This is a genomic window from Verrucomicrobiia bacterium (genome assembly GCA_019634625.1).
Classification (GTDB): Bacteria; Verrucomicrobiota; Verrucomicrobiia; order Limisphaerales; family CAIMTB01; genus CAIMTB01.
This window is the reverse complement of record JAHCBA010000003.1, coordinates 121,718-145,098: the sequence shown is the minus strand read 5'-3', so window position 1 is coordinate 145,098 and position 23,381 is coordinate 121,718. Positions and strand designations below refer to the sequence as shown.

20 protein-coding genes are annotated in these 23,381 nt (G+C 62.3%); 10 read left to right on the top strand and 10 right to left on the bottom strand.

The window, feature by feature from the left end; translation table 11 throughout:
* Nucleotides 1–572 precede the first annotated feature (572 nt).
* From KF833_02755 to KF833_02735, 5 genes are all read left to right on the top strand, one after another.
* Nucleotides 573–1,748, top strand: coding sequence for a TolC family protein (locus KF833_02755; GenBank protein ID MBX3744207.1), 1,176 nt, complete (start codon nt 573–575; stop codon nt 1,746–1,748).
* 47 nt (nt 1,749–1,795) lie between these two features.
* Nucleotides 1,796–3,241, top strand: coding sequence for an efflux RND transporter periplasmic adaptor subunit (locus KF833_02750; protein MBX3744206.1), 1,446 nt, complete (start codon nt 1,796–1,798; stop codon nt 3,239–3,241).
* Nucleotides 3,242–3,312: 71 nt separating this feature from the next.
* Entirely contained in the window at nt 3,313–6,726 is a 3,414-nt protein-coding gene (locus tag KF833_02745) for an efflux RND transporter permease subunit (GenBank protein ID MBX3744205.1), read from the top strand.
* A 438-nt stretch (nt 6,727–7,164) separates the two neighbouring features.
* On the top strand, nt 7,165–7,704 hold the full coding sequence (locus KF833_02740) for an RNA polymerase sigma factor (GenBank protein ID MBX3744204.1): 540 nt from the start codon (nt 7,165–7,167) through the stop codon (nt 7,702–7,704).
* Between the two features lie 280 nt (nt 7,705–7,984).
* Entirely contained in the window at nt 7,985–8,227 is a 243-nt protein-coding gene (locus KF833_02735; protein MBX3744203.1) for a hypothetical protein, read from the top strand.
* 31 nt (nt 8,228–8,258) lie between these two features.
* Here the strand turns inward: KF833_02735 and KF833_02730 are convergent, their stop codons facing one another.
* The 10 genes from KF833_02730 to KF833_02685 form a co-directional block, all read right to left on the bottom strand.
* Complete coding sequence (locus tag KF833_02730) at nt 8,259–8,714, bottom strand: hypothetical protein (GenBank protein ID MBX3744202.1); 456 nt, start codon at nt 8,712–8,714, stop codon at nt 8,259–8,261.
* A 414-nt stretch (nt 8,715–9,128) separates the two neighbouring features.
* Nucleotides 9,129–9,542 (bottom strand): hypothetical protein, encoded by a 414-nt coding sequence (locus tag KF833_02725; protein MBX3744201.1) that lies wholly within the window; start codon nt 9,540–9,542, stop codon nt 9,129–9,131.
* A gap of 111 nt (nt 9,543–9,653) precedes the next feature.
* Nucleotides 9,654–10,352, bottom strand: a complete 699-nt coding sequence (locus KF833_02720; protein MBX3744200.1) for a JAB domain-containing protein — start codon at nt 10,350–10,352, stop codon at nt 9,654–9,656.
* A gap of 282 nt (nt 10,353–10,634) precedes the next feature.
* Complete coding sequence (locus tag KF833_02715) at nt 10,635–11,276, bottom strand: hypothetical protein (protein ID MBX3744199.1); 642 nt, start codon at nt 11,274–11,276, stop codon at nt 10,635–10,637.
* Between the two features lie 385 nt (nt 11,277–11,661).
* Nucleotides 11,662–12,012, bottom strand: a complete 351-nt coding sequence (locus KF833_02710; GenBank protein MBX3744198.1) for a hypothetical protein — start codon at nt 12,010–12,012, stop codon at nt 11,662–11,664.
* 110 nt (nt 12,013–12,122) lie between these two features.
* A complete protein-coding gene (locus KF833_02705; GenBank protein MBX3744197.1) occupies nt 12,123–12,326 on the bottom strand; it encodes a hypothetical protein in 204 nt (67 codons plus the stop codon).
* A complete protein-coding gene (locus KF833_02700) occupies nt 12,323–12,757 on the bottom strand; it encodes a primase C-terminal domain-containing protein (GenBank protein MBX3744196.1) in 435 nt (144 codons plus the stop codon). Before KF833_02700 ends, KF833_02705 begins: the two co-directional genes overlap by 4 nt.
* A 136-nt stretch (nt 12,758–12,893) precedes the next feature.
* A complete protein-coding gene (locus tag KF833_02695) occupies nt 12,894–14,822 on the bottom strand; it encodes a hypothetical protein (GenBank protein MBX3744195.1) in 1,929 nt (642 codons plus the stop codon).
* Between the two features lie 301 nt (nt 14,823–15,123).
* Nucleotides 15,124–15,420, bottom strand: coding sequence for a hypothetical protein (locus tag KF833_02690; protein MBX3744194.1), 297 nt, complete (start codon nt 15,418–15,420; stop codon nt 15,124–15,126).
* A gap of 157 nt (nt 15,421–15,577) precedes the next feature.
* Nucleotides 15,578–15,928, bottom strand: coding sequence for a helix-turn-helix domain-containing protein (locus tag KF833_02685; GenBank protein MBX3744193.1), 351 nt, complete (start codon nt 15,926–15,928; stop codon nt 15,578–15,580).
* Nucleotides 15,929–16,674: 746 nt separating this feature from the next.
* Here KF833_02685 and KF833_02680 point away from each other — a divergent pair.
* The 5 genes from KF833_02680 to KF833_02660 all read left to right on the top strand — a co-directional run bounded on the left by KF833_02680 (nt 16,675) and on the right by KF833_02660 (nt 23,378).
* On the top strand, nt 16,675–16,995 hold the full coding sequence (locus tag KF833_02680) for a hypothetical protein (GenBank protein ID MBX3744192.1): 321 nt from the start codon (nt 16,675–16,677) through the stop codon (nt 16,993–16,995).
* Between the two features lie 572 nt (nt 16,996–17,567).
* Nucleotides 17,568–18,908: a TolC family protein gene (locus KF833_02675; GenBank protein MBX3744191.1), complete on the top strand. Its 1,341-nt coding sequence runs from the start codon at nt 17,568–17,570 to the stop codon at nt 18,906–18,908.
* Nucleotides 18,905–19,711, top strand: a complete 807-nt coding sequence (locus KF833_02670) for an efflux RND transporter periplasmic adaptor subunit (GenBank protein ID MBX3744190.1) — start codon at nt 18,905–18,907, stop codon at nt 19,709–19,711. The genes KF833_02675 and KF833_02670 overlap by 4 nt, the downstream gene beginning before the upstream one ends.
* Nucleotides 19,712–19,924: 213 nt before the next feature.
* Nucleotides 19,925–20,164: a hypothetical protein gene (locus KF833_02665; protein MBX3744189.1), complete on the top strand. Its 240-nt coding sequence runs from the start codon at nt 19,925–19,927 to the stop codon at nt 20,162–20,164.
* A gap of 7 nt (nt 20,165–20,171) precedes the next feature.
* Entirely contained in the window at nt 20,172–23,378 is a 3,207-nt protein-coding gene (locus KF833_02660) for an efflux RND transporter permease subunit (GenBank protein MBX3744188.1), read from the top strand.
* Nucleotides 23,379–23,381: the final 3 nt, after the last annotated feature.

Genomic DNA, 23,381 nt, shown 5'->3' with positions numbered 1-23,381 from the left:
AAGGAGGGGAAGCCCTTGGCTTGTCCTCCCGACCGGGGACCGGCAACACAAACGCGGCGGCTAGAAGGCCACAAGCCGCAAACCTTAAATCCCTCAACGACTGTTATGAAGATCATGAAGGTATTTGGCACATTCACCACGATTGCTGCCCTGTTCGTCGCCCTCCTCGCTCTCGCGGGATGCGAATCGTCGGACTCCTCGTCTTCCTCGCACGAAGCGCCGACCCATTCCGGCCATCAACACTGAGCCCTGTCCGGAAGCGCCGTGGAAGGCGGGATCGAGTGGGGGGCTACGGCGAAGACCAAAGATGGCTTCGCCACTGATCCAGGCAACATCGTCGGAACGGAATGAACACACGGAATCCATTTTATCGAGTGGCCATGTCGGGAAGTGCAGCTCTGCTGGCGTCGGCGTTCCTAGCGGCGGGTTGCCGGGGAATCCCGACCCGTGACGAGCGTGCTGCCCGCCAGCACCTGGAAGTGCTCCGCGGGCAGTACCGTCCAGGGGACCAGAGGCCACAACTTCCGAATCTTGACGCAAGCGCGGGCCTCGAAACCCTGCTGACGTACGCCATGCTCAACCATCCGCGCGTTGAGGCGGCCTACTTTGACTATGCCGCGGCCGTCCAGCGCATTACGCTGGAGCGCTCGCTGCCCGATCCTCGCCTCACCCTGGAGTTGGACATACAGGACGTGGTGATGACGGTGATGCCCGGGCTGATGAGTGATCTGCCATGGGTCAGGAAGTTGAGGATTCGCGCGGATGTGGCCACGGCAGAGAGCGAGGCCATGTACTACATTTTCGCCTCCCAGGTTTTGCAGGCCGCGTACGACGTCAAGCGGCCCTATTACCAGCTTCATTTTCTCGACAGCCGCATCCGCATCAACGGGGCCACGCTGGCGTTGATGGAGGAATTGGAGCAAATCGCACGGGCCCAGAACGAAGCTGGCAAGGTCACGCTCCAGGACGTGCTTCGCGCACAAATCGAGCAGGAGCGCCTTCGCACCGAGATCACCAATCTCGATGATTCGCGGAATTCCTTGCTTGCTCAGCTCAAGGGCGCACTCGGGCTTCGAGCCAGCGAACCCAACCCCCCCGTGCCTGCAGAGTTCGTCTCGACACCGCTTGACCTGACTTCGGAGCGATTGTTCGCCACGGCAATCGAAAGAAATCCACGCCTGAGGCAGATGGAGGCCGAAGTGCGGATGGCGGAATCCGGCATCCAGCTTGCGCACCAGAGCCGGCTCCCGGACTTCAACGTCGGCGTGGAGGCGGATGTAAAAGCATCGCCCGTCATGTGGCGCCCCACGCTGGGAGTCACTCTGCCAATCTGGCGCGACAAGATCGCGGCCGAAATCGGCTCGGCACAGGCAGGCAAGCGGGCTGCGGAAGCCCGCCTTTCGGCGGAGGAAATCCAGCTCGCAGTGGAATTTGCGGACAGATCGTTCATGTATCGGGAGGCTACGCGGAATCTGAGACTGCTGACGGAAACCTTGCTTCCAAAAGCTCGCCAATCACTCGAAGTCGCACGAATGAGTTACAGCTCCGGCCGCACGGATTTCATCAACTTCCAAGAGGCCCAGCGATCACTGCTCGAATTCGAGCTTGCGGAGGTGGACGCTCGTACCCGCCGCGAGCTCGCGCTTGCGGAAATCTCTCTCCTGATTGTCGGACTCCAGCCTCCCGGCGCTCCGGCAACCACGTTGCCGGCCCTGTCCCCGCCGTCGTCCAGACGCGCCGCCAAGTAATCCCCGACCACCGCTTCGTCTTCTCACTCCACATAAGAAAGCCATTTATGCGATTTCGACTGAGTTTAATTCTGGCTGCGGTCGTTACCTTTGCCTTCGGCGCTGTCCTGACGGGCTGCGGCGATCCCTCCGGCGGCCACGAGCAGTCTGGCGCGGCCGGCAAGCAGAAGTACCACTGCCCGATGCATCCCACCTACGTGAGCGACCGGCCCGGGGACTGTCCCATCTGCAATATGAAGCTGGTCCCGATCAAGGGCGACAAGCCGGCCGCTGCTTCGACGACGACGGCCGATTCCAAGACGGCGCATATCAACCCCGGTCAGTTTTACTGTCCCATGCATTTGAATGTGGTGAGCAATGCCCCAGGGACTTGCCCGGAGTGCAACATGAAGCTGGTAGAGAAGAAGGCTCCGCCAACGGGGCACGAGGGCCATTCGGAGAGCGCGGCAGGAACCACGGTGCCAGGCAGAATCTCCATTAGCCTTTCACCCGACAAACGGCAATTGATCGGACTAACAATGTCCAAGGTGGAGAAGCGAAATCTCACACGGACGCTGAGGACGGCCGCATTGGTGGAACACGATGAGCGACGCTACGCCAAGATCGCCCCCCGATTCGCCGGTTGGGTGCGGAAGCTGCACGTGAACTTCACCGGAGCTCCCGTCGAGAAGGGTGAACCGCTCTTCACCGTCTACAGCCCGGAGCTCTTCTCAACCGAAAGCGAATACCTCATCGCGTGGCGAGGCTCACAGCAAAGTATGAACTCGGCCAATAGCCAGCAACGGGATTCGGCCGAGGCCCTGCTGGAGTCCGCCCGATTGCGCCTCGCGCTCTTCGAGATCGGGGAGGAGGAGATTCGTGAACTGGAGAAGCGGGGAAGGCCCAGTTCCGAGTTGTTGTTCCGAGCGCCGCTCTCCGGCCACGTCTTGGTGAAGAATGCCATCGACGGGAAGGCATTCATGGCCGGGGAATCCTTGTTCGAGATTGCCGACCTGTCGCACGTCTGGCTGCGTGCCTATGTGTACGAATCCGAGCTTCCCCTCATCGAGCTCGGCCAGGAGGCCACCATCAACTTCCCCTATCTGAACGATGAGTCCTTCCCCGCTTCGGTCACATTCATCTATCCCCATATCGAGCCCCAGTCGCGCCGTGGGGAGGTGCGGCTGGAAATCGACAATCCGCACCACAGACTGCGGCCGGACATGTGGGCTAATGTGGATCTGGAGATCAAGGTCGGCGAGCGATTGACGGCCCCTGCCAGCGCGTTGATCGACACCGGAAAGCGATATGTGGCTTTCGTCGATGGGCCGGAAGAGCGTCTGGAACCACGGGAGGTCAAGATCGGCACCAAGACCGATGATTTCTACGAAGTGGTGTCCGGCCTCCGCGAGGGCGAGCGAGTGGTGACCCGCGCCCTCTTTCTTGTGGACTCGGAGAGCCAACTAAAGGCTGCCATCGCCGGCATGGGTGCAGCGGGTGGACATCAGCACTGAGTCTAACTCCACCCCGAAAAGCTATGTCCGACATGGTTCAATCTGCCAACTCTGCGCCTCTTAAGGAGTCCCTGATCGAGCGCATGATCGAGTGGAGTGCCCGCAACAAATTCATGGTGTTCATGCTGGTGGGAGCGTTGACGCTGGCCGGTGTGTTCACGATGCGCAACACCCCCCTCGACGCCCTTCCTGATTTGTCGGACGTCCAGGTCATCGTGTTCTCCCAATGGGAAGGTCGGAGCCCGAATTTGGTCGAGGATCAGATCACCTATCCGATCGTCACCAAGTTGATCTCCGCGCCCAAAGTGAAGGTCGTGCGCGGGTATTCGTTCTTCGGTTACTCGTTCGTCTATGCAGTATTCGACGACGGAACTGACATATATTGGGCCCGGTCCCGCGTGTTGGAGTACATGCAGGGCCTTACGGAAAGCCTGCCTCCGGGGGTTACCCCGTCCCTCGGCCCGGATGCGACGGGTGTCGGCTGGGGCTTCCAGTACGCCCTTGTGGACAAGAGCGGAAAGCACGACCTGGCGGAATTGCGCTCCTTCCAGGACTGGCACTTGCGCTACTGGATTCAAAGTGTTGAGGGTGTAGCCGAGGTGGCGACCTATGGAGGCTTCCAGAAGCAATACCAGATCGACATCGATCCCAACAAGCTTCTGGCGTACGGGATTCCAATCACGAAGATCTTCTCGGCGGTCCGCGCCGCAAACAACGACGTGGGCGGACGCGAACTGGAGCGCTTCGGCACCACTTATCTGATTCGTGGCCATGGGTACATCAAATCGTTGGAGGATCTCCGACTCGTGGTCGTGGGCGCCGACTTCAAGGGTACTCCGGTCTTGCTGCGCGATGTAGCCCGCAAGATTGAACTGGGGCCCGAGATGCGCCGTGGTGCGGGGGAATTGAACGGCGAGGGAGAAACCGTGGGAGGTATCGTCGTGGTCCGCTTCGGGCAGAACGTCCTCCAAGTCATCGAGAGCATCAAAGCGAAACTGGAAGAGGTCAAACCTTCACTCCCGCCGGGGGTGGAGATCGTGACGACCTATGATCGCTCCGATCTGATCAACCGGTCGATCCAGACCCTGACGCGGACCATCATCGAAGAGTCCATCATTGTCTCGATTATTGTCATTGTCTTCCTGTTAGATTTTGGAGGCGCCCTTCGCGCGATCATCACTCTGCCAGTTGCGGTCGCCCTGGCCTTCATTCCCATGTACTATATGGGACTCACCGCCAATATCATGTCCCTCGCTGGCATCGCGATCGCCATTGGCGCAATCTGCGACGAAGCCGTGGTGATGGTGGAAAATGTCCACAAGCACCTGGAGCACGCGCCGCCCGGGCTAAACCGCAAGGAGAAGCAGGAAATCATTATCAAAGCCTGCAAGCAGCTGGGGAAACCGCTGTTCTTCGCGCTCCTGGTCATCACCGTGAGTTTCATGCCGGTGTTTACTCTCGAATCCCAGGAGGGCCGACTCTTCAAGCCCCTGGCGTTCACGAAGACATTCACCATGGCCTGGGCGGCCTTCCTTTCGGTGACCATTGGTCCGGCCCTCATCGTCCTCATGACCGGTGCCAAAGTCATCCCCGAACACAAGCACCCCATCAGCCGTATTCTGCACCGGATCTACTATCCATGGGTCAGCATGTTAATGACCCGTCGGATTCTCTCGATCGTTCTTGCCCTGATCGCCGTCGGCTCGGCTGTACCCATCTACAAGAAGCTGGGCTCAGAATTTATGCCGCCCATCGATGAGGGCACAATTCTGTATATGCCCACTACATTGCCGACGATTTCGATCACCGAGGCGACTCGCTTGATGCAGATTCAGGATCGCATTATCAAGCAGTTCCCCGAGGTCGTCAGCGTCCACGGAAAGGCCGGACGCGCCGAAACCGCCACCGATCCCGCGCCGCTCGAAATGTTTGAGAGTGTTGTTCAACTCAAGCCTGAGAAGGAATGGCGAACAGTCCCTGTGCAGCGGTGGTACTCCCGTTGGGCACCCGATTGGGCGAAGTCCGGCCTGCGCCTGGTCTGGCCGGAACTGCGCAGCATCACGAAGGATGAACTCGTGACCGAGTTGGATGATGCGCTGCAGATTCCCGGTCAAGTGAATGCCTGGACCATGCCCATTAAGGCCCGCATCGACATGCTGACGACAGGCATTCGAACACCGATCGGTATCAAGATCTTCGGCCCCGATCTGGGTGAAATTGGCAAACTCGGGGAGCACTTGGAGTCGGTGATCCGCCAGGTGCCCGGCACACGGAGCGTCTATGCCGAGCGAACTACGGGGGGATACTACCTGGACATCATCCCGAAACGGGATGCCATCGCACGCTATGGCCTGAACGTCGAGGACGTGCTCATGCTGGTGGAAACCGCCATCGGGGGAATGGCGTTCGAGCGCACCATCGAAGGCCGGGAAAGATACTCCATCAGTGTGCGTTACAGCCGGGAGCTTCGCGACGACGTCGACAAGTTGGGGCGTGTCCTGGTGCCAGTCGATTCTGCAATGGCGGATGTGAACTCGCGCGGATCCCAGGAGGGAATGTCGACCTCACCCGGAGGCAGCGCATCGCGCGCTGTTCGCCAGATACCGCTAGGGCAACTGGTTGAAATGAAGACCACAAGCGGAGCGCCGGTCATCCGTAACGAGGATGGAGCTCTGACCGGATGGGTCTATGTGGACATGGCCGGCCGGGACATCGGCAGTTATGTGGTCGATGCGAAGAAGGCGGTGGAGGAAAAAATCGAGAAACCAGGACTCCTGCCATCGGGCTATCGGTTCGAATGGTCGGGCCAGTACGAACACATGCTCCGCGTGCGGGATCGGCTGAAGGTGGTAGTTCCGGTGACTCTCGCCCTGATCTTCGTCCTCCTCTACATGAACTTCAAGAGCGTCGCCGAGACGTTCATCATCCTGCTATCCATCCCGTTCGCCATGACGGGGAGCATATGGTTGCTCTGGTTCCTTGGCTACAATCTCAGCATCGCCGTATGGGTGGGAATTATTGCCTTGGCGGGCCTGGCAGCACAGACCGGAACGGTCATGATCATCTACTTGGACGAGGCCTTTCACGCTTACCAGAAGGCCGGTCGAATGAAGACACAACATGACCTTTTTGAGGCGATCACTTATGGCGCGGTTCAGCGGGTACGGCCGAAGCTCATGACGGTTGCCATGGTCACGATGGGCTTGGTGCCCGCGCTTTGGGCGCACGGCGCAGGCGCGGAGGCAATTCAGCGAATCGCCGCGCCTATGATTGGAGGACTCATCACCAGCACGATCCTAACCCTGGAAATCGTGCCGGCGATCTATTCGCTCTGGCGCGGTCGCCAGGTAGAGTGGATCAAGGGGCCTCGCCCGCCACGCAAGAAATGGGAGGAATTGAGCATGCAATTCGTTCAATGGGAAAGACTGGCTCACCAAGTCGCCGATGCACCGCCCGCAGCCGGCGCAAGCTCTGCCTCGTCATGAGAGTCGATAGGAATGGAAACCCAAGTCAGGCATTACTACCCAGACACAAGCGGTTGCGCAGTGAGATCCTTTAGTCGGGTCCGAAGCCACAGTCTTCGGGATTATGGAAGGGCATAGTATCCCTGCCGTGCGAGAGGGAACCTTATGGAGCACACGCGATGTATGATCGACTCAGGTCAAGGCCGAAGCCATCAGCCACACGCGGGCACACCCCTAAATCACTAATTGAGACTGCGTACACCCGTTGTGAGACCCGGAGCACCCGTCACAATTGGGGCATCCGAGCGAAACCGGGCCGATTTAGTACCGAGCGGCCTACCAGAAATTATGAGTGTCTCCAAGTGTGCGCATCGTCGCTTCGCTCGCTCGGATGCGACGCCCAGGTCCCCGGGAGCAACCACGGTGCAAGCAGCCGATGTCAGAGATATGAGGCGATTGATGGCCGGCGACGAGGATGCGCTCGGCGCACTGATGAGAAGGCATTCCCGTGACCTATATCAATACCTCAACCGTATCCTCAAGAACGCTTCCGATGCAACCGAGCTTGTTACCGAGGTGTTTTACCGTGTCTACAGACACCGGCTTGCCTTCAGCGTTCGCTCTTCGTTCAGGGGATGGCTTTCTTTGATTGCATTTCGGATGGCTCAGACACGACTTCGTTGGCGGGAGAGGCATCCAGAGTTCTGGCAGTCCACGAGCCTCGCCCTCAGCTCGAAGCCGGCACGTCCGCGCGCTGTCTCGGATCCTCACGCGACGCCCGCGGAGCAAGCGGCAACTGATGAGTGGCTGGGTACCCTTCAAAAGGCCCTACAACGGATCCCGGCTTCGTCGCGGGAGGCAATTGCATTGGTCTGCTTTGACGGGTGTTGCCACAAGGAGGCAGCCGCGCGGCTTAGGTGTACCGTCAAGGCCGTCGAGACGCGATTGTACCACGGCCGGAATCGGCTGAAGGGTGAGCTGAAAAGGATGGTTGGCTGACAGAAGTGGCTGCCTGGCAACGCGGAGTGGCGTAGGGCTTCCAAAGTGGCGGTGAAACTTGCGGGACCTTGATTCTCGGCGATGCTCATGGTTGCGGCGGTCGCGTTTGGACTCTGGTTGGAGGGACGGGCGCACTTCGGAGGGCAGCAGCATACCCACCCCCCGGGGGGCGGGTGCAAAGGAATGACCTTGCTTCAATTAGTTTGGCCAGACGGTGACCGATTGCGTCGGGCCGTTGGGAGCGTGCAGCCGAATCTCTTTGGGCTCACGGGCTTTGGCCATGGGGATCTTCGGAGCCTTTGGAATTGCCGCGCTCGGCACCCAGATGGTCACCGATGGAGTGGCGCTGTTCGGCGCGTGTAGTTCAAGTACCTTGGGCACAAGGACCCTGTCGTTCGGGTTCTCAGCAGCGGTAGCGATGCTCAAGCTAGTGCTCGTGGTCAACAACGAGGCGGCCATGTTCAAGCCCGCGATTGTGGTGAGGTATTTGGCTTTCATGGGTCGTAACGCCTGCCTGGATTGAAATCTCCGGATCAAAGTACGTCCCTATCGCGCTACTTGATCGGCGCTACTTGGAACGTTTGCGTAGCGGGTTCAGCCTTGTAGCCCCGCGAGAGCCAGGGGAATTGCTCCAACGCGCGAGGGCTCGCCGCAAGCGCGCGGTTTCGGATTACATCAGAGAATTGACTGCCTCCGGTGTCTGGGGTGGCAACTGGCGATTTCAGAAGTTGCTCGGCCCGAGCCAATTCAGGATACTCCTCCAACATCCTCGGGCTGGCCGCGAGCGCCCGGTGCTTTCTGATGATCGAGACAGCGCTCTCCGTGGGCGTAGAGCGAACCGTCGATGTTGTCCGTGACAGCCAAGGGAACTGCTCCAGGGCGCGTGGACTTGCAGCCACCGCCTTGTTCGCCAAATCGCGGAGGAAGAAATCCTCGGCCGGAACGCTCGAAGTAGTTGCAATGATTGTGGCGATGACTGCGCCGACGAGATATGCCTTTTGCGTTTTCATGTTCAGATCCCTCGATGGTGCTCGGTTCGGGGCGTACGCCCCTCCTCCTATTATTACGCGGCTACTGCATCGGGGCCCTTGGCCATTTCTTGGCAAATCATGAGCATTGCTTGACTTCCGTGTGGTGAGATCTTCGGAGGGAATGCCAAGGGGTCCGGCGGTCGGTGGGTTTGCAGGCGCCGCAGAAGCCTTCGATCATGGGGTGTCGAGCATTTCGCACACCCCAGGCGGGAACGTTGTCCTTTGGCGCCTCGCTGGTTTTCCTGCCGGAAGGCCGGTGGACCTACGTGCCGCGGCCGGAAAACCGCTCCTACCCCGGTCCTCGGCCTGCCTCGCGGCAGTCTCGCCTGCCCGTCTGGACGCCAAAAAGCCCCGCGGGGTCGTCCGAGGGGCGTCGTGGCGCTGTGCTGGGGGCTACTTCTTCGCCGGCACGAGTTCGAACACCCGGGCGTAGAGGCGGACGCGGCCGGTGATGCGGCGGACGATCTTGGCGGCCTGCGCTTCGCCGAGCTTGAAGGCGGCGGCAAGGTCCTTGGCGATGGCATCCCGGTCCTTGCCGGTGAGGAACTGGTAGGCGACGAACCCGCCCTTGGTCTCCTTCAACTCGTCGAGGGTGGTGGGGAGCCGGTCGGTGGTTTCGCCGTCGGCGTCGGACTTCGCCGCCTTGGCAGGCTTCGTACACTTTTCGACCTTCGCCGGAGCGGCGGTGGGCTGGGTTGCGGGCTGCTCGGTCGCCGGGGCCGGCGTCGCCTTCTTGGCCTTGGCGGCCTTCGGCTCGGGCGTGGTCGTGGTCTTCGGGGTCTGGGTGGCTTCGGTGGTCTTCTTCATGTTGGTCTTTGGCGGGGCGGGGGTTTTGGTTGATCCGCTCCGAACGTGAGTCTCGCTACGGTGAGGCGGTGAGAGTGTCCAAGGGTTCTCCGAGGATTCCATGGGGCCGGCTCAGTAGAAGAGGCCCATCTCCCGTAATGACGCCCACGGGCGCGGGTGATCGGGACCGGACTGTCCGATCACGACATGATCGAGGACCTCGATGCGGATGATCCGGCCCGCCTGAACGAGTTCCCGGGTCGCCCTGATGTCGGATTCGGAGGGCCGCGGGTCACCGCTGGGGTGAGAATGGGCGACCACGATGGCCGAGGCGTTTCTCAGGATCGCCGTCCGGAAGACCTCACGCGGGGACATGAGGACGGTGTCGAGCGTGCCGATGCCCGCGAGGTGGAAGCCGGTTGCCCGCCGCCGGGTGTTGAGGTGGATCACGCAGAGGCTTTCCACTTCTTGGCTGTACCAGACGGCGGTCGCGATGTTCGCCATCCAGTAGTCGTAGATGCGGTCCGGGGAATCGCAGCAGGCTATGGGCACCGGCAGTTCACGAAGGCGGACGACGCCGAACTCGTGGTTGTCCTTCGAACGACGGCGACGGGGAGGTGTCTCGCTCATGGTCAGCCCAAGGGGATGAAGCCGCCATTGTGCTCGGTGATGGCGCGGTCGTAGGCCTCCTCGATCACGGACTGCAATGTGTCGCAGTACACGTCGAGGACGCAGGCCAACACCATGGATTCGGCCTTCCGTCGGGCGTGCCCCTCGACGAGCCACACCGTGTAAGTGTCGTCGGGTTCGTAGACGATGATGAGCGTCCATGCCCGGCCGGGCTTCCCGTTCACCCGCGCCTGCAACCCAACGTCGAACTCGACGCGGGGCGGACCACCTTCCGAGGTGAGTCGGGATCGAAAGCCGGAACGGTATTCGCCCTCGGCTTGGGCGCAGCGGTAGAGGAACTCTTGCGCGCCGATGTAGGTGAAGGCCCCGCGGAGGCCGAGGCCTCCAGCTTGGGTGATGATGGTGCGGATGGTTTCAGGGATCGAGGCAAGGTCCATACAGCGAGCCTCGTAAGCGGCGCGCCCGGCAATGAACCAGTGTCGTTTACTCTGCCTGCCGCCAGGTGCTCACCCGGTCATCGACGATCCGCAGTTGGGCGACGATGTCGGCTTCCTCGTCCTGAAGCCGTTTCTCGATGGTCGCGACGTCGTGGCCTGCCAGCGAGGGAGCCATCCGGTGGATGCGCGTTACGAGTTTTCGGATTGCCGCCCCGAGTTCGGCGCCGAGGTGGGAGACCTCACGTGCCGAAACCAACTCGCGCTTCATCCGCCGGATGATCACCCGCAGCTTCTCGTTCTGGAGCAGGACCTGGGCGGCCCGCTCGACCTCGTAGCTGATCGCCTGGGGCTGATCGGTGACGTGCCACCAGCGCAGGAACGCGGCCAATCGGACCTTTCCGTCCCGGACAGCCGAGCAACGCCGCCGCTTGGCGCGCCGGAGTGCCGCCATCGGGATGCCCGTGGCGGCTTCGCAGGCCGAGAAGCAGTCGTACTCGTCATGCAATTCCGACGTGCGCTCGCGCTCTTGGTAGTAGCGCAGGAGGCCCTGGATGGCCGGAACGAGCAGGTACTCGTTCTTGACGGGCCGGGGAAACCAACCGTCGTCGGCGTGGCGTCGGAGCTGGCGTTCGGAGAGGCCGGACAGCTTGGCGAGTTGGGCAGCGGAAATGGTTCCGGGTGTTGGCATCGGTCAGGGGGCTGGGGTGGCAGTGCAAGGTCTGGAAGTCCCGGGGTCCTGTCGGACGCCGGTCGAGAACGCTGGCCGATTTTGGGCCACCGCGCTCGCGCGTTGACCTGGTTTCATTGGGTTTTTCGAGCGATTCCGTGACATGGTGCGCGTTTTTTCGAATTTCGTTCGTTCGCGTGCGCATTCGGGGCTGACGCCACACCTCCACCCCACCGGGGGTAGGAAAAAGATTCCTTCCATCCCTGACACTCCTGACGAGGACCGGTGCCTCCCCCGCGAGAAGGCGGTCCTCGCCGGCCGTAGGCGGCAGGCAAGTAGACCACCGCCAACGAACGCGGCGGCGCGTCTCGCAGGCAGAGGCAGGCGGTACCGGGGCGGAGTCCGGTCAGCCTACGACGGCAGGAACGGGACTGGGGCCGTAGCTGATCTCGGTGAACCGGGCGGCATCCCAGTCAACGTGCTGTGGGCGTCCGCTCGGGCAGTAGACTTGTTGCGCCGGGCGGCCGAACTCCGACCGGCTGGCGGTTTCCAAGGCCGCCAGCATCTCGCCGGCCAAGGCGCGGTCGCACCAGGGCTTGGTCGAGACGTGGAGGACCAAGTGGAGCAGCCGGGCTGGATCGGTGCAGCGTTCAAGGTCGATCTCGCAGGGCGTCGGGCCTTTGACGACGAGCGCGAGCCGACCGAAGTCGACCTCGACGCGGGGGTGTTGGTGGTTGGGGGATGGATTCGGGGTCATGGTGGTTCTTGGCTTCGGGTTCGGTTCACCGCGGACAGTCAGGCACGAGCCGGGAATGTCCGCCGCCCGTCGGCAACCCGGGGCCGGGGCGGAAATGGGCCAAGGAATGGTCACCAGCGTTCGACGACAGCGAGTTGCCTTCCGGTTCTCTTCGCGAAGTCCTCGAAGATGAATTGCCGCCATCGGCGGTATTCCGGGAGAAGATTCCTCGATCCTGGGCCATCCCACTCGACCTCGTACCGGACCGGATCGGTGCCGATGGTGGCGGTGGCCTTGGTCCCGTTGGCGAAGACGTGATGGTAGGTGTGGGTCACAGGAGGTGCGATTGATGGTTGGGGTTGGTGGCGGGTTCGGAATCCGAGGCACTCGCCACGGATTCGATTCCAGCCGCCTTTGAAGAGAGGAATTCCGAGGTCGCTGGGGTGGGCATCAGATGAGCCAGCCAGCGGTGGTAAGGTTCGAGGCTCCAGGTCTCTCGAACGGCCGGAGCGGCGCCAAGGGGACGGGGGAGGGTCGGTCCGACGATCTTCCTGGCATCGTCGAGTTTGTGAGCCAGTTCTTTCTCGGTCCATGGCGGCTGGCAGCGTTCATTGAAGTCCCGCAGCAACGCCATCGCGTCCCGGTCGCGAAGTCCGAACCGGACGAGCCAGCACGCGGCGGTGAACGTGGTGTCGTGGCCACGGCTGCCGGAGACGGCTGGGGGTAACTGGGCCAGGTAATCCCGGGCTCGGCGTTTCAGGTCCATGACGACCTCCAGACCGTGCTCCACCCGGGAAACCCCAGCTCCACCCAACCCCTATAACTCCCTACATATTGATGATTCCAATTTGTAAGAAAGTTATAGGGGTTGGGTGGACTAGGGTGGTTGGGTGGAGCTGCGTTCATTTTGGCGTCCGGTCGAAGGTGTAGGTCCGCATCGTGTCGGCGTCGCCGGATGGCTTCCGGTACGTCTGTTGGGATCGGCGGACATCGAATCCGTCCACCTGGACCAGGTCGGCGTCCTGGAACACTCGCCGCAGGAGGGAGCCGACCTGTCGCTTGGCCATGTCGCCGTCTGCCTTTTCCTTCAGCCCTGGGATCTCGATGTCGTGCATTGCGCAGATCTCGGCGAGGCCGGTGGCGTTGAGCGACTCCCCGAGCCGTTTCTCGCCTTCCAGCGCCAGAGCGATCGATCGGACCCAGACAAGGGCTGGATTGGCGACCCGCTCTTGCGCCGCCGGGTGACCTTCCATGACCGGAGCCCCGCCCATCAGGTTCTGCACGATCCAGTCGACGACCTGACACCATTCGCGGAAGTCGTGGCGGGTCTCGTCCGTCCGAGGCTTCCCGGCGGCGATCCAGGCCGTGACCAGCGAGAACACCGCCCCCAGGAACGTGGGCTGGAGCCGCTGAAGCTCGCCGAGGGTGTCGCGGTAGCGAAAGCCTGGCCGCTTGCGAATCCGGCAGATGCTGGCGCGGTTGGCGAGGTCGCGGGTGGTTTCCAGCCCGTTGCTCGACATCTGGAGGAGGAACCGCTTGGGGTCGATCATGACTTCCCCACGGTGGGGAACTCGCGCTGGGAACAGGGTTGGGCACGTCAGGAACGCCTCGAGGTGCTGCGAGTCGAGCCGGCCGCGGAAATTGTCGAGGCAGATGAAGGGGCGACCGGAGATGATGGCGGCGGCGAAGGACTCGTCCACGCTGCCGACACCGCCTTGGCGGGCGGTGACGAAATAAGCGCTCTCGCCGTACAGGGCCGCGACGAGGTGGTGGCGGTAGCCTTTGCCGCTCTGGCTCTGGTCGGCCTCAGCGCAGTCGATGGGCACCGAGCCCTTCAGATGCCCGCCCATGCGGAGCGCGGGGGTCAGGAATGCCGCCAGGGCGCGACTCCGGTCGCCGGGCGACTGGAAGTCGAATTCAGCGATGAGCGAGTTCAGGAGCAGGGAGGCGTGCTCAGGCGGGAACTGCGGCGGAGCGTCTCCGGCGACAATCAGCAGGCCTCCGAGTTCCGCGTGGTAGCCCTCGCCGAGAACCGCGACCTCGTTTGCGTTCTTTTCAATCAGCACGGGGCAGCGCAGGACGCTGGCGATTGGGGGGAGAAGTTCCCGGGCTTCGGTGGTCGCCATCAGTGCCGTGGCGTCGTCCCGGGGCAACCGGGTTGGCTTGAGGGTTGGCTGACCGTCGTCGCCGACGCGCCAGGCCATCAGACGGCCGATCTTCTCGACGCGGCTCCGGAAGGCCTCGGGGCGGAGGATTTCCAGGCCGGCAATACCATCGTAATCCACCCGCTCAACCAGGGCGCCACCGCGCCAGAAAATCGTTCGGGCCGGGGCGAGCCGAGAGAAGATCTCCTGGGCTGCCTCGCTGAACGAAACCCCGCCAGATGGCAGGATCACGATGTTGCCCGGCTCTCCCTCGGCCGTGGGCGTGGCGGCTGCCTTGGCAACGGGTGGACTGGTGCGCGGAGGGGCCTCGGGCTTCGGCTCCGGGATCGGAAGCGGAATAGCGTCCTCGCGAACCCAGAGGTCCGGATCGTGGCTGACGAAGCAGAGCCGGAGGCGGTCCTTGACCTTCTTGTCGATGTCTCGGCCATAGCATTCGCGGAAGTAGACCTCGGCGGCCGCGAAGCTTTCCTCGTGGCGGTCAGGATCGATGCGCAGGCCCAGTTTCAGTCCCTCGCCGGAGGGAGACACGTACCCGAAGGCGATGTGCGGATCGGCTTTGACCAGTTCTCGGACGGTCGCCAGATCGCCGCCGAGGTGGTCCATGTCGACTTGGATAAGCCCCGTATGGCTTTGTTGCCCCTTGCGCGTCTCCGCGGTCCCCGACATCGCAAAGGCTGGGAGGGCTCGTTTTTCGCGGTCGTAGGCCGCCCGATCGCGAGCCAAGAGCACACGAAGCTCTCCAATCCGCTTTGCCCAGCGTCCATTGCGAATGGCCACGAGGATTTTCCCCAGCGCGACATCCTGCGGCTCCTTGCTGAAGGCGTTCCCATACATCGAGACCGGGCGGCCAAGGAGCGGCGTGGGTTCCTCGGACGTCGGCTCCCGCTCCATGATGGGCGGGGACTCAACGACGGCTTCGGGATCTGGTGCAAGGATGGCCATGGGAGGGCTTCTCCGTTTCCCGCGATCACGCGGGCGATTGATCGCTGCCGGCCTGGGCCTCCATCTTCGCGATGTAGTCGAGCATGCTTTGGAGGTTGAAGAGGCGGCAGCCCTTGACCTTGCCGGGTTCGCGCAACGAGACCGAACGGATGTGCCCCTTTCCGGCCAGTTCGTAGAGCTTGGCGCGGGTCAGCCCGGTGAAGTGCTCGTGGCCGTCGGTGGGGGCGCGGACCCAGACCGGCATTCCTTTGGCCTCCTCCTGGAGGAGTTGCTTGGCGAGTTCGCGGGCGGGGACGGGTGGGTTGGTAGAGTTAGCGGTCATGAGGGGAGAGTATCAAAATGGCGTGGACGGTGGTTTGGGTCTCAGTGGGTCGCACTGTGCAACACTGTGGAGCGTTCCTGGTCCCACTTTGAAACGCTGTGCAACGCGTTCTTGCCGCCACCCCGGTCAAGCAAGTTGTTGAACATTTCGGCTTCGATCAGGCCTTGGGATCGCCACCGCGTTTGGCGTGGTGTTTCCGGTCGGCCCGCAGCGCTGCCGCCCGACGTTCGAAGGCCTCGGTTTTCAGGTAGGCCTCGACCTCGGACAGCCGGAACCGTCGGCGACCGCCGAGGGAATGGCCGGGCACCTGCCACCGCCAGAGCGTTGCGGCGCTGATGCCGAGGCGTTGCCCGACCTCGCGAAGGGTCAGGTAGGGTTCATGGGTGGGCGCGGTCTTCGCGGGATCGATCGCTGCCAGTTGGCCGCGCAGGACGGCGAGGGCGTCGTCCCGGCGGTTCGGGGCGGCCGCCAGGGCGGCGTGCATCAGTTCTTCGAGGGCGGTGCTCATCGGGTCATCTCCTTCGGTTTCATGTCGGACATTTTCATCGCGTACACATAAGGGGGAACGTTCGACCCACGTGTGCGCGTCGCCCAAGTGCGGAACGTTGTCCCTCAAATCTCCAATGCCCCTCGATTGGCAGCGCAAGTTGCTCGCGTGCAACGCGATGCGCGGAGAGGCAACGTTGTCCTTTGCGGCCCCTGAGGCTTCGCGGAAACATTCGAGGTTGTCGGGCTGACAAGGTGGATTTGCGGCTCATCAACCAAGGGCGGAACGTTACGCTTCATCGTGCCGGTCCATGCCGAGGAGCCGGCCCCGCGACCGCCCCTTCGGGAGGCGCCACCGGCTCCTGAACCTGCGCCTTGAGGGGGCCGGCGCCTATTCGCGCCAGCAGCGCCGGCAAGCGCCGCACTGTTCGAGGGATTGATCCTGCCGTGCTCTGTCGCCGTCATGCCGGTGCCGAGCGGCGGCGCTCAATGCCATGCCGCCCTACACCAGTGCGGAACGTTACGCTTCAACACCGGGAAGGGGCGGATTTCAGGACGCTGAATGGCTCGTCGCCCGAGGGGCTCTAGGCACCCAGCTTCGTCCCACTGTCCAAACACAACTGGGTCATCGCCTGCGAGGAACCGTTCGCCATAGTCCCCACCTACCATAAGGGCACCCCGAACACGCTGAACGGCCCGCCATCCTCCGGGGCGTGGAACGTCGGCGATTTCTGGCGGGACCAGAACCGAGCGGAGTTCGTCTGCACCGTGGCCGGCACGCCGGGCACCTGGCAGCAGACGGCGCCGGCAACCGTCAGCGCCGACCCGGCCAGCGGGACGTTCCCGACCGGGTACCTGATCCTGAATGTCGCTGACGGCGGTCTAAAGCGCCATGCCGGAGCGTTCTCGTGGGAGGTTCAGATGGGGGCGGGAACGTCCTCGAAGGTCGGATTTCACGGGGCAGCGCCGAGCGCGCAACGGGCTAACGCGGATCAGGCCGCCGCCACCGACCTCGCCAGCGTCATCACCCTCACCAATGAACTCCGAGCGGCGCTGGTCGAGAAAGGGTTGATTAAAGGGAGCGCCTGAAACGTCCGACGATGGGTGCAAGGCTCTTTCGGTGTTCAGGAGTTGAACATCGGTTGATCTGGTGCTACCAATTTTTGTTGTGCAGTCGCTCAGTCGAGTAATGTGCCTTGTGATGGCCCTGGTTTGGGTGCCATTGACCGCCCATTGTCGGCTCGCTTCCGTGCCAGGACTTGAATTTCTCCGCTGCGCGGACCACGAACACTCGGGGCACAGCGACAACAAGTCCTGCGAGGATTGCGGTTGCTGTGTTCAGGAATCCGGCAAGTACCAGTCTTCTCGCTGGGAGGATCGCGTCGCCGATGTCCGCCCGGAGTTCGTGCCCCCGATCGATGTCGGGGTTCTCGCTGTCGGACTTCCCTCCGAGGAGTCTGAAGGTGTACTGGTTGCGGCACCCCCGCCGCCTTTGTCGACCTCCTGGGCATTTGCCCTCCGTCTCGCCCTCCCTGTCCGCGCTCCCTCCGCAGCTTCCTGAACGGCTCACGCTCTCGGCGTGAGTCTTCACATTTTCGGGTACGCATGCGTCCGCATGCCGTGCTGGCTCATTTTCATGTATTCAACCATTCACCTAGCTCATGCTTTCAATACCATTATCTGTTGCACCCATTTTCTGCGGCGCCGGAAGGGGCGCCGCGATTCTCCTCGTCCTCAATCTGATGGCCCACCAAGCCATTGCTTCGACGAATACCCCACCCACTGAACTTGCTTCCGCCACGTTGGAGGCCGTGGTCGACGAAGCTCTCGCCAAGAATCCGGAACTCAGGTTCTACGAAGCCGAAATCGCGGCAGCGACCGCCGGCCGAAGAACGGCGGGCGCGTGGCGCAACCCGGAACTAACCGGAACCATCGGCCATAAAACGGCGGACGGTGGCGGTTTGAGTGCGGAAGGAGTCGCTTGGTCGGTGTCGGTTCTCCAGCCCTTCGAGTGGCCCGGCCGCATCGGACTCCGCAAAGCCATCGCCAATCAGGACGTCGAGTTGGCCAACCTGGGCCTAGCCCGATTCAAGACCGCGCTGGCTGGTCGCGTTCGAGCCCTCGCCTTCAGTCTCTTCGCTGCCGAGGAAAAATCAGCCGCCGCCTCGGAAGTGGCTGATCGATTCAAGGCGCTCAGGGAGGTCCTGGTCCAGCGCGACCCGGCAGGTCTCACGCCACTGCTGGAGATTCGGGTCATCGAGGCAACGGAACTCAACGCCCAGCGCAAGGCAAGCGAAGCGCTCCTGGTTACGCAATCGGCTCTCCTGGAACTTAACCAGCTCAGGGGGGCACCGCCCCAAATCTCGTTGAAGATCGCCGATAGCTCCCTGGCGTTTCGACCACCCGAGGACCGCGACGAACTGCTGGCCATGGCCCGCACGAACAACTTCGAGTTAAAGGTTCGAGCCGTCGAACTCGCCCAACAGGGCTTCCGGGTCGATCTCGCGCGCAACGAGCGCTACCCGGCGGTTGCGCTTGGTCCCACTTTCGCCGAGGAGAACGCTGGATCGGATCGCGAACGCATTCTCGGCGTTGTTGTCTCGCTGCCGCTGCCCTTCTGGAACCGGAACCGCGGGAATGTCGAGGCGGCTTCGGCGCGACAGACCCAGGCCGCGGTGTCCTACGAACTCGCGCAGAGGGACGTTACCCGTCGAGTGCTCGAAACGGCTCTTACGTATGAGACGAAGCTCCGGGAGATGGCCAAATGGCGGCCGGACTCGGTGGCGCACTTCCGGGAGGCGGCCGAGGTCGCCGATCGCCACTACCGCCTCGGAGCCGTTCCCATATCCACGTACGTGGAGCTCCAGAAGCAGTATCTGGATGCGGTCGAGGGTCTCTTGGACACCAAAAGGGAGGCGCTGGAAGCTGCGGTCCAATTAGAGCTGCTTACCGGGGTTTCCATGCCGTTATCCCGTGCCACCCCAAGGAAGGAGGGCAAGTGAAGCACTTCACCAACTGCTGGCTGCCTGTGGCTGCGGCGCTCGCGACTGTCGTGTCGACAGGCTGTGGCCCGAACAATTCAGGCGCACCAGACGCACACGCTACGGAAAGCCACGAGGAAGGCGATGGGCACGCTCATGGCGAGGAAGGTGAATCGGCCGCAGGAGCCACGTTCAAACCTGGGAAGGGCGTGATCGTCACCGAGGAGACCAAGAAAATTCTGGGTCTCGAAGTCGCCGACGTCTTGGAGGAACGGCTCCCCGCCGAGACGCGATTCACCGCCCAGATATTTGGCGAAAGACACCATCACCTCCCCAATCCCGCCGACCACTCCGGGTGCGACGTCCATGGCTCGGGGCTCGTTTCCCAGGAAGTCGCGTCCAATCTCAAGCAAGGTGACCCCGTCCTGATCCAACTCCCCACCCGCGATTCATTGCATGGGGTCATTCTCGCCATTCAGAAGGCGGTGGCGCTGGGAGAATCCGAGGTCATTGTCGGCATCTCCAACGCCATCTCTGTTCTGCAAGCCGGAGAGTTCGTTCCCGCCTCGATCATCCATCCCGTGGAACAGCCTACGGCCACCGTGCCTCGATCGGCACTGCTTCGGACCTCGGAGGGCACCTTTGTCTATACGGTCAACGGCGATGCGTACTTTCGCACGCCGGTTCGCACGGGTGCCGAGAGCGGCGGCCGGATCGGCATCACGGATGGCTTGCTACCCGGCGACCAGGTCGTCCTGAAGCCAGTGCAGACGCTCTGGTTGATCGAACTCCGTGCCACCAAGGGAGGCGGACACTCCCACTAAACAGGCCTCCGAGGTTCTCACTCCATGAATACGATCTCCGCTCGAAAATTCTCCATCGGATCAATCCTGCTGGCTCTCCTCTTCTTGGCCGACGGCTGCGCGACTCCGCCAACACGCCCCGGACTGAGTACCACCGTGAAATCTAGATCCGGCGTTCGGGTTACCAGTGTCCGCGTGTTGGATACCTCCAAGGGTGTCCAAATCTCGGGCACCGTGAGCAGCACGTTTGGGTACTACCAATCCCCACGACGACACCTCGACATCGAGGTCCTCGGTCCTGATGGCCGGCTTTCCAGCCGTACTCCGGTCAGGTTCTTCCCGAATCCGATCCGGCATTCCCGCTTCGGGCATCCCCATTCCAGTTTCGCCATCACGCTGCCCGAGCCTCCGCCTGTCGGCAGCACGGTCCGCGTCGCCGTTCACGCCACCTCCATCGCGGACTGCCGCACCTGACACCCAAATGTTGCACCGTCTCCTCGAATTCTCCGTCCGCCAGCGCGTGTTCGTGCTGCTCGCCACCGTGGTCATGGTCGGCATCGGTGTTTACTCCGCGTTGCGGCTGCCGATTGACGCCGTGCCGGACATCACCAACGTCCAGGTGCAGATCAACACCGCCGTCCCAGCGTATGCGCCGGAAGAGATCGAAAAGCTCGTCACGTTCCCCATCGAGAACGAGATGGCCGGCATCCCCGGTCTGACGGAGTTGCGCTCGCTTTCCAAGTTCGGACTCTCGCAGGTCAACCTCATCTTCGAGGACGGCACGGACCTCTACCGCTCGCGCCAGCTCGTCAGCGAACGGGTGCAGACCGTGATTGATGAACTGCCGCCGGGCCTGACACCCAAGCTCGCACCCATCAGCACCGGCCTCGGGGAGATTTATTACTACGTGGTCGAATACGCCGCCGACGCGACCAAGAAGCCGCCCACGCGCGTCGAGCAGTTGATGGAGTTGAAGCTCATCCACGATTACGTCATCAAGCCGCGTCTGCGCTCGACGCCCGGCGTGGCGGAGGTTAACTCACAGGGCGGTTACGAAAAGCAAATCATCATCCAGCCGAACCCCGACAAGCTCAAGAGCGTCGGCATGTCATTCAGCGAAATCGCCGAAGCCGTTGGCGAGAACGTCGAGAACGCGGGTGGCAGTATCATTCAACTCGGTGGCGAAACCTTGACAATCCGCACGGCAGGCCGCGTCCAGACACCCGAAGAAATCGAGATGCTGCCGCTGAAGTTCGGTTCGCGCGCCACGCCGCTGCGCGTCAAGGACGTGGCGGACGTCGTCATCGGCAAGGCCGTCCGCACCGGCACGGCCACCTACAAGGGCGAGGAGGCGCTGCTCGGAGTGGCGCTGATGCTCGCGGGAGAAAACAGCCGCCTCGTCGCCAAGGCCGTGGACGCGAAGCTCAAGGAAATCCAGCCCAAGCTGCCGTCGGGCGTGGAGATCATCCCGGTCTATGATCGCACGGTGCTCGTGGACCGGACCATCCGCACGGTCGAGACCAGCCTGTTCGAGGGCGCGATTCTCGTCGTCGTGGTGCTGCTTATCATGCTTGGCAACTGGCGTGCGGCACTGATCGTGGCACTGGCGATCCCGCTCTCCCTGCTGTTTGCCATGACGGGCATGGTGCAGGGCAAGGTGAGCGGCAACCTGATGAGCCTGGGTGCGATTGACTTCGGCCTCATCATTGATGGCGCAGTCGTGATGGTGGAGAACATCATCCGTCACCTCGCGGAGAAACAGCACAAGCTCGGGCGCAGGCTCACGGCGGTCGAACGCGCGCACGAAGTCCTCGTCAGTGCCAAGGAAGTCGCCAGCCCGATGTTTTTCGGCGTCATCATCATCACCGTGGTCTATTTCCCGATCCTCGCGCTGACCGGCATCGAGGGGAAGATGTTCAAGCCGATGGCCATGACCGTCATCTTCGCGCTCGTGGGCGCGCTCGTGCTGGCGCTGACGCTCATGCCCGCGCTTTGTTCCTATCTGCTCGGCGGCAACATCAGCGAAAAGGATTCCTTCCTCGTGAAGTTCGCGAAGAAGATTTACGCGCCCTTCCTCAACTTCTCCCTGCGCGCCCGCTGGCCGGTGGTCGGGGGCGCGGTTGCGCTGCTGGCGCTGGCGGTGTTCATGTTCAGCCGCCTCGGCGCGGAGTTTGTGCCGCAGTTGGACGAAGGCTCGTTTGCCACGCACATGATTCGCACCACCAGCATCGGCATTGACGCCAGCGTGGAGATGCAGAAGCAGGGCGAGAAGCTGCTCATCGAGAAGTTCCCCGAAGTGGCCTACACCTTCAGTCGCCTGGGCACGGCGGAAATCGCCAGCGACCCGATGGGCGTGAACGTCGCGGACACCTACATCATGTTCAACCCGCCGGAAAAATGGCGGAAGGTGAACGGGAAAATCATAAGCAAGGAGGAACTGGCGGCGCTCATGACGGAGGAACTGGGGAAACACCTGCCCGGCGAAGGTCACCTGTTCAGCCAGCCCATCGAGATGCGCTTCAACGAAATTCTCGAAGGCACGCGCGCCGACATCGCGGTGAAAGTCTTCGGCGAGGACTTCGCGGTGATCGAAAAAGTGGCCAGCGAGGCGAGAGAGATTCTGGAGCAGATTCGCGGCGCATCCGACGTGGAGTTCGACGCGCTCGGCAAATCGCCGTTGCTCGAAATCGTTCCCAAGCGCGAGGCCATGAGCAAATACAAGATTCACGCGGCGGAGTTGAACAATGTCGTTCACGCCGCGCTGGCCGGGCAGGAAGTCGGCAAGCTGATCGAAGGCAACCGCCGCTTCGACATCGTCGTGCGGTTGAGCGAAGAGCAGCGCGAGCAAATCGATGACCTCAAACGCCTGCCCGTGCGCGTGGACGACGGCGGGTTGCTCACGCTTGGCCAGGTCGCCGACTTCCGCGTGGTGGAACAAGTCGCCGCCATTGCGCGCGAATACAGCCAGCGCCGCGCCGCCATCATGGTGAACCTGCGCGGGCGCGATGTGGAGAGCTTCGTCCTTGAAGCGCAGAAGAAAGTCGCCGAACAAATCAAACTGCCGGACGGCTACACCATCGAGTTCGGCGGCCAATTCAAGAACTTGCAGGAAGCCCGCGCCCGGCTGGCCATCGTTGTGCCGGTCGCGCTAGGACTCATCTTCGTGCTTGTGTTCATGGCGCTCGGCAGCCTGCGGCAGACCTTGCTCGTCTATACCGGCATCCCGCTTGCCGTGACCGGCGGCGTGTTCGCGCTTTGGTTGCGCGACCTGCCTTTCAGTATCTCAGCCGGTGTCGGCTTCATTGCCCTCTCCGGCGTGGCGGTGCTCAACGGGTTGATGATGATTTCCTACTTCAACCTCCTGCGCGAGCAAGGCCACAAGCACAGCCTTACCGAGTGCGTCCGCGAAGGAGCGATGACGCGCTTGCGCCCGGTGCTGATGACGGCGCTCGTGGCCTCACTCGGTTTCGTCCCAATGGCCATTGCCAGCGGCGCAGGCGCGGAAGTGCAACGCCCGCTCGCCACTGTCGTCATTGGCGGCATCCTGAGTTCCACCTTCCTAACGCTCGTGTTGCTGCCGACGCTCTACGAGTGGCTGGAAAGGCGAAAACCAACTGCGGAGGACGCGCCTGGGGAATCCCCTTCGAGTGAAGGCGGACCGTCTCCCGACGCTGCGCCCGTTTCGTGAACA

Bases quoted from the DNA above. Each gene is read 5' to 3' on its own strand.
- KF833_02675 (MBX3744191.1), top strand. From the start codon at position 17,568: ATGCTTTCAATACCATTATCTGTTGCACCCATTTTCTGCGGCGCCGGA.
- KF833_02690 (MBX3744194.1), bottom strand. From the start codon at position 15,420: ATGACCGCTAACTCTACCAACCCACCCGTCCCCGCCCGCGAACTCGCC.
- KF833_02750 (MBX3744206.1), top strand. From the start codon at position 1,796: ATGCGATTTCGACTGAGTTTAATTCTGGCTGCGGTCGTTACCTTTGCC.
- KF833_02755 (MBX3744207.1), top strand. From the start codon at position 573: ATGCTCAACCATCCGCGCGTTGAGGCGGCCTACTTTGACTATGCCGCG.
- KF833_02700 (MBX3744196.1), bottom strand. From the start codon at position 12,757: ATGGACCTGAAACGCCGAGCCCGGGATTACCTGGCCCAGTTACCCCCA.
- KF833_02730 (MBX3744202.1), bottom strand. From the start codon at position 8,714: ATGAAAACGCAAAAGGCATATCTCGTCGGCGCAGTCATCGCCACAATC.
- KF833_02740 (MBX3744204.1), top strand. From the start codon at position 7,165: ATGGCCGGCGACGAGGATGCGCTCGGCGCACTGATGAGAAGGCATTCC.
- KF833_02710 (MBX3744198.1), bottom strand. From the start codon at position 12,012: ATGACCCCGAATCCATCCCCCAACCACCAACACCCCCGCGTCGAGGTC.
- KF833_02720 (MBX3744200.1), bottom strand. From the start codon at position 10,352: ATGGACGCTCATCATCGTCTACGAACCCGACGACACTTACACGGTGTG.
- KF833_02685 (MBX3744193.1), bottom strand. From the start codon at position 15,928: ATGAGCACCGCCCTCGAAGAACTGATGCACGCCGCCCTGGCGGCCGCC.
- KF833_02735 (MBX3744203.1), top strand. From the start codon at position 7,985: ATGGGGATCTTCGGAGCCTTTGGAATTGCCGCGCTCGGCACCCAGATG.
- KF833_02715 (MBX3744199.1), bottom strand. From the start codon at position 11,276: ATGCCAACACCCGGAACCATTTCCGCTGCCCAACTCGCCAAGCTGTCC.
- KF833_02660 (MBX3744188.1), top strand. From the start codon at position 20,172: ATGTTGCACCGTCTCCTCGAATTCTCCGTCCGCCAGCGCGTGTTCGTG.
- KF833_02725 (MBX3744201.1), bottom strand. From the start codon at position 9,542: ATGAAGAAGACCACCGAAGCCACCCAGACCCCGAAGACCACGACCACG.
- KF833_02695 (MBX3744195.1), bottom strand. From the start codon at position 14,822: ATGTCGGGGACCGCGGAGACGCGCAAGGGGCAACAAAGCCATACGGGG.